The sequence below is a fragment of the Clostridium sp. KLE 1755 genome, from assembly GCF_000466465.2.
GTDB classification, from domain to species: Bacteria; Bacillota; Clostridia; order Lachnospirales; family Lachnospiraceae; genus Eisenbergiella; species Eisenbergiella porci.
Window position 1 is genome coordinate 1 of the sequence record NZ_KE992675.1, and the last position, 6,935, is coordinate 6,935.

The window sequence follows — 6,935 nt, forward strand, 5'->3', positions numbered from 1 at the left end:
TGTGCGAGAAATTTTCGCCTTTCAGAGCTGTCATTACATATTGTCTGTTACGTTTTTTTACATTTATTTTACTGAAACGGGATAGTTTGTGTATGAAAATTATTATAATATGGAACACGTTCTGAAAAAGAACTGTGCACAAACAAACTTATAAAAAACGACAGAAAATCAGAGGAGAAACGCATGATGAAGAAAAAAATCCGTTTGCTGACCGGAGTATTGGTATTGGCAGCAGCATTGACCGGATGTGGAAGTACTGGAGGGAAGGATTCCGGGAATGTCAGCAAAGAGAGTACGACAGCAGTTTCAGCAGCAAACGTCAGCAGCAGTGAACAGACAGACAGTGCAAAGGAGCTGGATGTTTTAAAAGTAGGTCTAGCAGCATTGCCGACCCAACTTGACCCGGATCGTTCCATTGGTATTGCAAGTATTAAGCTGTTTTATAATATTTTTGATACTCTTCTTTTTACGGATAAAGAAGGAAATATCTGTGGCCAGCTGGCTGAGAGCTGGGAATGGGTTGACGACAAGACCTTGAATGTAAAGCTTCGCAAGGATGTGACCTTCCAAAACGGAGAACCCTGTACATCTGAGGATGTAAAGTTTACATTTGACAGGATTTTGAGCGGATATGGCGATGGAACCATCGCGGTACTTTATGAAACACTGGATTCCGTGGAGATCGTGGACGATCTGACTACGCAGTTTAAGTTAAAGAGGGCAGATGCAGCCTTTGAGCAGCGTCTGGGATCCATCTGGGGAGCGAGCATCGTTCCGAAGGACTATGTGACGGAAATCGGTGACGAGGCATTCCAAACGGCGCCTGTCGGTACAGGTCCTTATGCATTGACTCAGTATTCTCCTGAAAAATATGTGCTGGAGCGTTATGACGGCTTCTGGGGTGATGCACCCGCAGCCCGTCAGATTGAGTTTATCGGATATCCGGAAGCTTCTGCCAGAATGACGGCGCTGATTACGGGCGAGGTAGATATTATCAATGATGTGCCCGGTGATGCAGCGGAGACCATTCAGAATACAAAAGGGCTGAACGTAGTGGGAACCTCTATCAAGAATATCCATATTTATACCTTTAACACCAAGGACCAGAGCAGTATCATGTCCAACCAGAGCTTCCGTCAGGCAGTGACCATGGCAATTGACCGTCAGACTTTGGTAGATACCCTTTGGACAGATTATGCAAAGGTCCCCAACGGTCATCAGTTTGAGAGCTATGGAGATCTGTATATCGAAGATTATGAAGGCGTTAAATTTGATCCGGACAGAGCAAGAGAGCTGGTAGCAGAATCCGGTTATGACGGAAAAGAAGTGATTACCATTGAGATGAACGATGGTTATTATACCAACGGCAACCAGGCCGGAGAAGCCATTGTAGGTATGCTTGCAGACGTAGGCATCAAGGCTGAGGTGGCTTATGTGGACAAGTTCAGCTTGCAGGCTGATATCAGAGCATGGTCTTCTGCATCCCGTTTTGACAATCCTTTGGGTGCCTTGTGGCTGCTCTTTGGAACAGGCTCTTCACCGGCAAACCCGGAAAAAGGCAACTGGATTCCTACGGATGAGTTTGTGGAGGCCGGCAATACTCTGATAAGCAGCAGTGATCTGGAGGAGCAGAGAGAAGCGGCACGCACGTTGATGGAGGTATTTGATACTTATTGCCCGGGAACTTATCTGTATCAGGCAGAGGATTTATACGGTATCAGGGATGGTCTGGAATGGGATATGACCTATTGCGAGAACCAGATTATGCCTTTCCGTGCAGATGACCTGAAGGTGACAGAATAAGAAAGGCAAGGTAGCGTCTTTGAAGCAGAATAACACTAAAACAATGGAGTCCGGCGTAAGCCAGACTCCGTTGTTGGAAATAAAAGGATTAAAGCATTATTATGATGCAGGACAAAGGGGTGTACCGGCAGTGGATGGAGTGGATCTCACGCTGTATCCGGGTGAGATCGTGGGAATCGTAGGAGAGTCCGGATGTGGCAAGAGTACGGTGGTAAGAAGTCTGATGGGCCTGATAGATTCCTCCAGTGCAAAAAGAATTGCCGGACAGGCCGTTTTTGAAGGACGGGATATTTTTCAGATGAATGAGAAGGAGCTCTGTAAGAACCGGGGAAAAAAAATCGCTATGATTTTTCAGAATCCGCTCTCAGCACTGGATCCGGTATATACAGTGGGAGACCAGATCGTGGAAATGATCCTGCTCCATGAAGCTGTGAGCCGTGCAGAGGCAAGGGAGAAAGCCATGAAGCTGCTTAGCCAGGTGAATATCCCTTCACCTGAGGTGAGAATCGATCAGTATCCCCATGAAATGTCAGGAGGCATGCAGCAAAGGATCATGATCGCTATTGCACTGGCCTGCAGCCCTGATATCCTGATTGCCGATGAACCTACTACAGCTTTGGATGTCACAATACAGGCACAGATTTTGGCTCTGATAAAGGAGCTGCGCGATAAATTAGGCATTGCAGTCATTCTTATTACTCATAATATGGGCGTGGTTGCTGCCGTTTGTGACAGGATGATGGTCATGTATGGAGGCGTGGTCGTGGAGGAAGGCTCCTGCCGGGAGATTTTCGCCGCTCCGAGACATCCCTATACAAAAGGACTTTTGGCGGCAATTCCAAGCATTGAAGAGGACAAAGAGGAGCTTTACACCATACCCGGACAGGTTCCCGTGCTGGAGCCGCCCGTAGAAAGCTGCCGTTTTGTAAGCCGCTGTCAATATGCACAGAAGGAATGTCTGTCGGCAGAGCCGGCTCTTATCAGAGAAAACGGTCATGGCTGCCGCTGCTTTCGGTGGCAGGAAGTCCAGAAGTTTCAAAAGGAGGACGCAGTTCTTGCAGACGAATAAGATAATATTGGAGGTGGACAGGCTCCAAAAGGATTATGTTGTGAAAAAGGGATGGATATTCCAGCATGAGGTGGGGCGTGTACATGCTGTCGATCAGGTGTCTTTTCAGATATATGAAGGGGAGACATTGGGTATCATCGGAGAATCAGGCTGTGGGAAGACGACGCTGTCCCGTCTGATCATGGGCCTGGAGGATGCCTCTGACGGAGAGGTGCGATTCCTTGGAAGGAAGGTCAGCAGTAAAATGCCTTCTCAGATGAGAAAAAACATACAGATGGTATTTCAGGATCCTTACTCGTCTCTGGATCCACGTATGTCAGTGCAGCGTATTCTGGAAGAGCCTCTTCGAATTCATACGCATATGAGCAAACAGGAAAAACGTGAGACAATTATGCCCGTTTTGGAACAGGTGGGTATGGGTGAAGAAGTATTGAGAAAATATCCTCACGAATTTTCAGGCGGACAGAGACAGAGAATCGGTATTGCAAGAGCATTGGTGACCAATCCCAAACTGCTTTTGTGCGATGAGCCGGTTTCCGCTCTGGATGTATCGATTCAGGCGCAGATACTGAATCTGTTTAAGAGCCTGCAGAAGAAAAACGGATTTACCTATCTGTTTGTATCACATGACATGAGCGTCATAAGGCATGTCAGCGACCGTATACTGGTGATGTATCTGGGACAGGCAATGGAGCTTGCGGACAAAAAGCAGTTGTTTCAAAGCCCGGCACATCCTTATACGAAAGCACTGATGGATGCAGTGCCTGTGCCGAATCCAGAAAGGAAAGACCAATGCCGGATACTGGAGGGGGAAATTCCCAGTCCCATCTGTGCACCCAGGGGCTGTCCTTTCTGCACAAGATGTAAAGAAGCCGGAGAATGCTGCAGGTCTGAGAAGCCGGATTTTGCACAGATAGGAGAAGAGCATTATGTGGCATGCCATCTCTATTCTAAGGAGGGTGTTCGATGAAGAGATATGTTTCAATGAGGATATTAAAGGCAGTTTTTACCATATGGGCGGTGTACACGCTTGTATTTTTCCTGACACGAGTGACGGGAGATCCTATAGAATGGCTGACGCTGGCAGGAGCCAGTGACTCGGCTAAGGAAATTCTGCGCGACAATCTGGGACTGGATCTCCCACTGTGGCAGCAGTATGTGAAATCCTTTGTGGGACTTTTCACGGGAGATACCGGCACAAGCTATTATTATGCCCGATCCGTTTCTTCTCTGTTTGCTGAACGAATCGGTCCCACACTATCTCTAGGCAGTATTGTAATGGTTTTAACGGTTATTCTGGGCATTCCGTTGGGAGTGGTGGCAGCGGCTAAGCATAATTCTCTTTTGGACCGCACCATCATGAGTACTGCTATTGTCGGCAGCACAGTGCCCAATTTTATTTTGGGAATCCTGTTGATATTTGTATTTTCCCTGATGCTCCGCATGCTGCCGAGCGGAGGGATCGGTACTGTGCAGTATTTTATCCTGCCGGTGGCGGCTCTGTCAGTGGGTCCGGTAGCCAGCGTGGCACGTCTTACCAGAAGCTCGCTGTTGGATGTGATCAATCAGGATTATCTGGATTGTGCCCGTGCAAAGGGGATGAGAGAATGGAAGGTTATTATCAAACACGGCCTGCGAAATGCCCTGATTCCGGTCATTACGATTCTGGGTACTCAGCTGAGTGCCTTGATCGGAGGATCCGTGGTAGTGGAAACCGTTTTTGCCTGGCCGGGTATCGGCACACTGCTCGTCAGCAGCGCACAGCAGAGAGATTTTCCGGTGGTAGTATTCGGTGTTCTGGTCATAGCAGTGTCGGTCACGTTTGTCAATCTGTTGGTGGATCTGTCCTATGGACTGCTTGACCCACGCATTCGGGAAAGCTGACGCAGATGGGAGAATTGTAAACATGAGAAAAAGTAATATTTTTAAAAAGAAATGGCTCGTACCACCGGGGATTCTTTTTTTGATGATCACGCTGGCTCTGATTCTGACGGTGGCTGTACTGGCACCGGTGATAGTTCCTGTGGATCTGGCAGCAAACGATCTGGGACACAGACTTCAACGGCCGGTCTTTTTGAAGAATGGTTCGGAATATCTTCTGGGAACTGACAATTTGGGGAGAGATGTAGCCATCCGGCTTCTATATGCAACACGCACGACGGTGTTGATTTCCTTCAGCGGCATGCTGTTTGCCACTGCGATCGGGACTGCCCTCGGAGTAACGGCAGGCTTATGCGGAGGCAAGGTGGATGCAGTGATCTCCTTCTTTACAGATGTCAGATTATCCGTGCCGACTACTTTTATCGGTATTATTTTTGCCTGCATTATGGGTGCGAAACCGGCGACTACCGTCCTTGTCATAGCACTTACTGGCTGGTCATCCTTCTGCAGACTTGTGCGGAGCCAGATATTCCAGCTGAAAAATGCGAAATTTATCGAAGCCAGCCGTGCTATGGGAGCAGGCGGCCTCCGTATCGTGTGGGAGCACATATTGGTCAATATCGCTTCTCCGCTGATCGTGCAGTCTACCATGGAGCTGAGCGGCTTTATCCTGCTGGAGAGCACCCTGTCCTTTCTCGGGCTGGGCATCCAGCCGCCGGGCACCTCTCTGGGCATCATGGTCAGCAGCGGAAGAGACTATATGCTTACCCACTGGTGGCTGGCAGTGGCGCCGAGTATCGTGATTGTAGTGTTAATTCTGCAGATTTCCCTGATTGGAGACTGGCTGCGGGACAAGCTGGATCCGAAGCTGAAACGAGGAACAAGATAACGAAAAATGAGGAAATAGAGATGAAAGAAAAAAGATATTGTGCACACCGCGGTTTTAATGCGGTGGCGCCGGAAAACACATTACCTGCCTTTGCAGAGGCAGTTGCACTGGGAGCGGATGAGATAGAGTTTGATTTGTGGCCTACAGCCGATGGACAGCTGGTTGTCTGTCATGATCCTGCCGTTGACCGCACCACTGACGGAACAGGAACTATCTGCGATATGACATGTGAGGAGATACGCGGCTTTGATGCCGGAGTTAAATTTTGTGAGGAATACGCAGGCGTGAGACTGCCACTGTTTGAGGAGGTACTGCAGCAGTTTGCCGGCAGAGTGGTCATGAATATCCATATCAAGTCTCTGGGAAGACCTGTAATAGAAAACGCTGTCATGATGGAAAGAGGACGCGAGCTGAGTAAGGTCTATCTGAAGAACAGACCGCTTCCTATGCCTCTTTCAGATCCTGTGGAGGAGGTGCTGACGGAGCTGGAGGAGACTCCCTGTGAGCCTTATGACGAAAAAATATTGAGACAGATTGTCAGTTTGTTAAATCAGTATCACTGCACAGACATGGTATATTTAACAGGAGAAAAGGACGTATTGCAGACGTCCCTCAAAGTGGCCCCTGATATAAAAAGATGCTGCCTGGAGGGACATATGAATTACAGTATCGTGGAAAATGCCGTTAAATACCAGTGCAGCAGAGTGCAGTTCTGCAAGCTGTTCCTGACAAAGGCGATGATTGAAAAAGCTCACGCACATGGTTTGATCTGCAACCTGTTCTGGAGTGATGACCTGGAAGAGGCAGATACCTTTTTTGAAATGGGGATAGACACCATACTTACTAACCACTATTTAAAAATTGCCAAAAACCGTTTTTAGAAATCCACAGGAGAAGCTGCCTATATGTTTTACTGACCGGTTATTTGTTTCCGAATGTAAGCGATACGGAAAGTTTAGCAAACGCCGCCGAGTAAATTTTTGCTTTCTGGAAATGTTGTGTTCCACAAAAAAGTCGCTCATTTTTTGTATATGCTACTGCGATGCCGGCTGAGGTGAAAGCAAGAAACGGTAAAATTATTGAGACCGTGGATTGTTATAATGCTTGCAGCTGGTGCGGCGTCGCTTTCAACCTTTCTGCTTATTCGGGGGTCAGCAGCGCTTCCGCCTCTGTTAAGTCGCCGTCGGATAAAATTTTACGCATGCTGCTGAGGATATGGCGATAGCAGTCAAAAAGGAGATCGGCAAACCCCTGCTGGTCTGATATGTAATGACTTTTGTCAATAGGTAAATT

6 protein-coding genes are annotated in these 6,935 nt (G+C 47.9%); all 6 read left to right on the plus strand.

Features of this window, described 5'->3' with window-relative positions:
- The first annotated feature begins 183 nt into the window (after nt 1-183).
- Genes HMPREF1548_RS06800 through HMPREF1548_RS06825 form a run of 6 tightly spaced genes read left to right on the plus strand, consistent with a single transcriptional unit; the run spans nt 184 to nt 6,523 of the window.
- Complete coding sequence (locus HMPREF1548_RS06800; RefSeq protein ID WP_021635154.1) at nt 184-1,803, plus strand: ABC transporter substrate-binding protein; 1,620 nt, start codon at nt 184-186, stop codon at nt 1,801-1,803.
- A 19-nt stretch (nt 1,804-1,822) separates the two neighbouring features.
- Nucleotides 1,823-2,872 carry an ABC transporter ATP-binding protein gene (locus HMPREF1548_RS06805; protein ID WP_286137849.1) on the plus strand — a complete coding sequence of 350 codons (1,050 nt, stop codon included), beginning with the start codon at nt 1,823-1,825 and terminating at the stop codon, nt 2,870-2,872.
- Nucleotides 2,859-3,842, plus strand: coding sequence for an ABC transporter ATP-binding protein (locus HMPREF1548_RS06810; protein ID WP_021635156.1), 984 nt, complete (start codon nt 2,859-2,861; stop codon nt 3,840-3,842). Before HMPREF1548_RS06805 ends, HMPREF1548_RS06810 begins: the two co-directional genes overlap by 14 nt.
- A complete protein-coding gene (locus HMPREF1548_RS06815; protein ID WP_021635157.1) occupies nt 3,839-4,756 on the plus strand; it encodes an ABC transporter permease in 918 nt (305 codons plus the stop codon). The genes HMPREF1548_RS06810 and HMPREF1548_RS06815 overlap by 4 nt, the downstream gene beginning before the upstream one ends.
- A 22-nt stretch (nt 4,757-4,778) precedes the next feature.
- A complete protein-coding gene (locus HMPREF1548_RS06820; protein WP_021635158.1) occupies nt 4,779-5,642 on the plus strand; it encodes an ABC transporter permease in 864 nt (287 codons plus the stop codon).
- A 20-nt stretch (nt 5,643-5,662) separates the two neighbouring features.
- Nucleotides 5,663-6,523: a glycerophosphodiester phosphodiesterase gene (locus HMPREF1548_RS06825; RefSeq protein WP_021635159.1), complete on the plus strand. Its 861-nt coding sequence runs from the start codon at nt 5,663-5,665 to the stop codon at nt 6,521-6,523.
- Nucleotides 6,524-6,935 lie beyond the last annotated feature (412 nt).

Bases quoted from the DNA above. Each gene is read 5' to 3' on its own strand.
- HMPREF1548_RS06800 (WP_021635154.1), top strand. From the start codon at position 184: ATGATGAAGAAAAAAATCCGTTTGCTGACCGGAGTATTGGTATTGGCA.
- HMPREF1548_RS06815 (WP_021635157.1), top strand. From the start codon at position 3,839: ATGAAGAGATATGTTTCAATGAGGATATTAAAGGCAGTTTTTACCATA.
- HMPREF1548_RS06820 (WP_021635158.1), top strand. From the start codon at position 4,779: ATGAGAAAAAGTAATATTTTTAAAAAGAAATGGCTCGTACCACCGGGG.
- HMPREF1548_RS06825 (WP_021635159.1), top strand. From the start codon at position 5,663: ATGAAAGAAAAAAGATATTGTGCACACCGCGGTTTTAATGCGGTGGCG.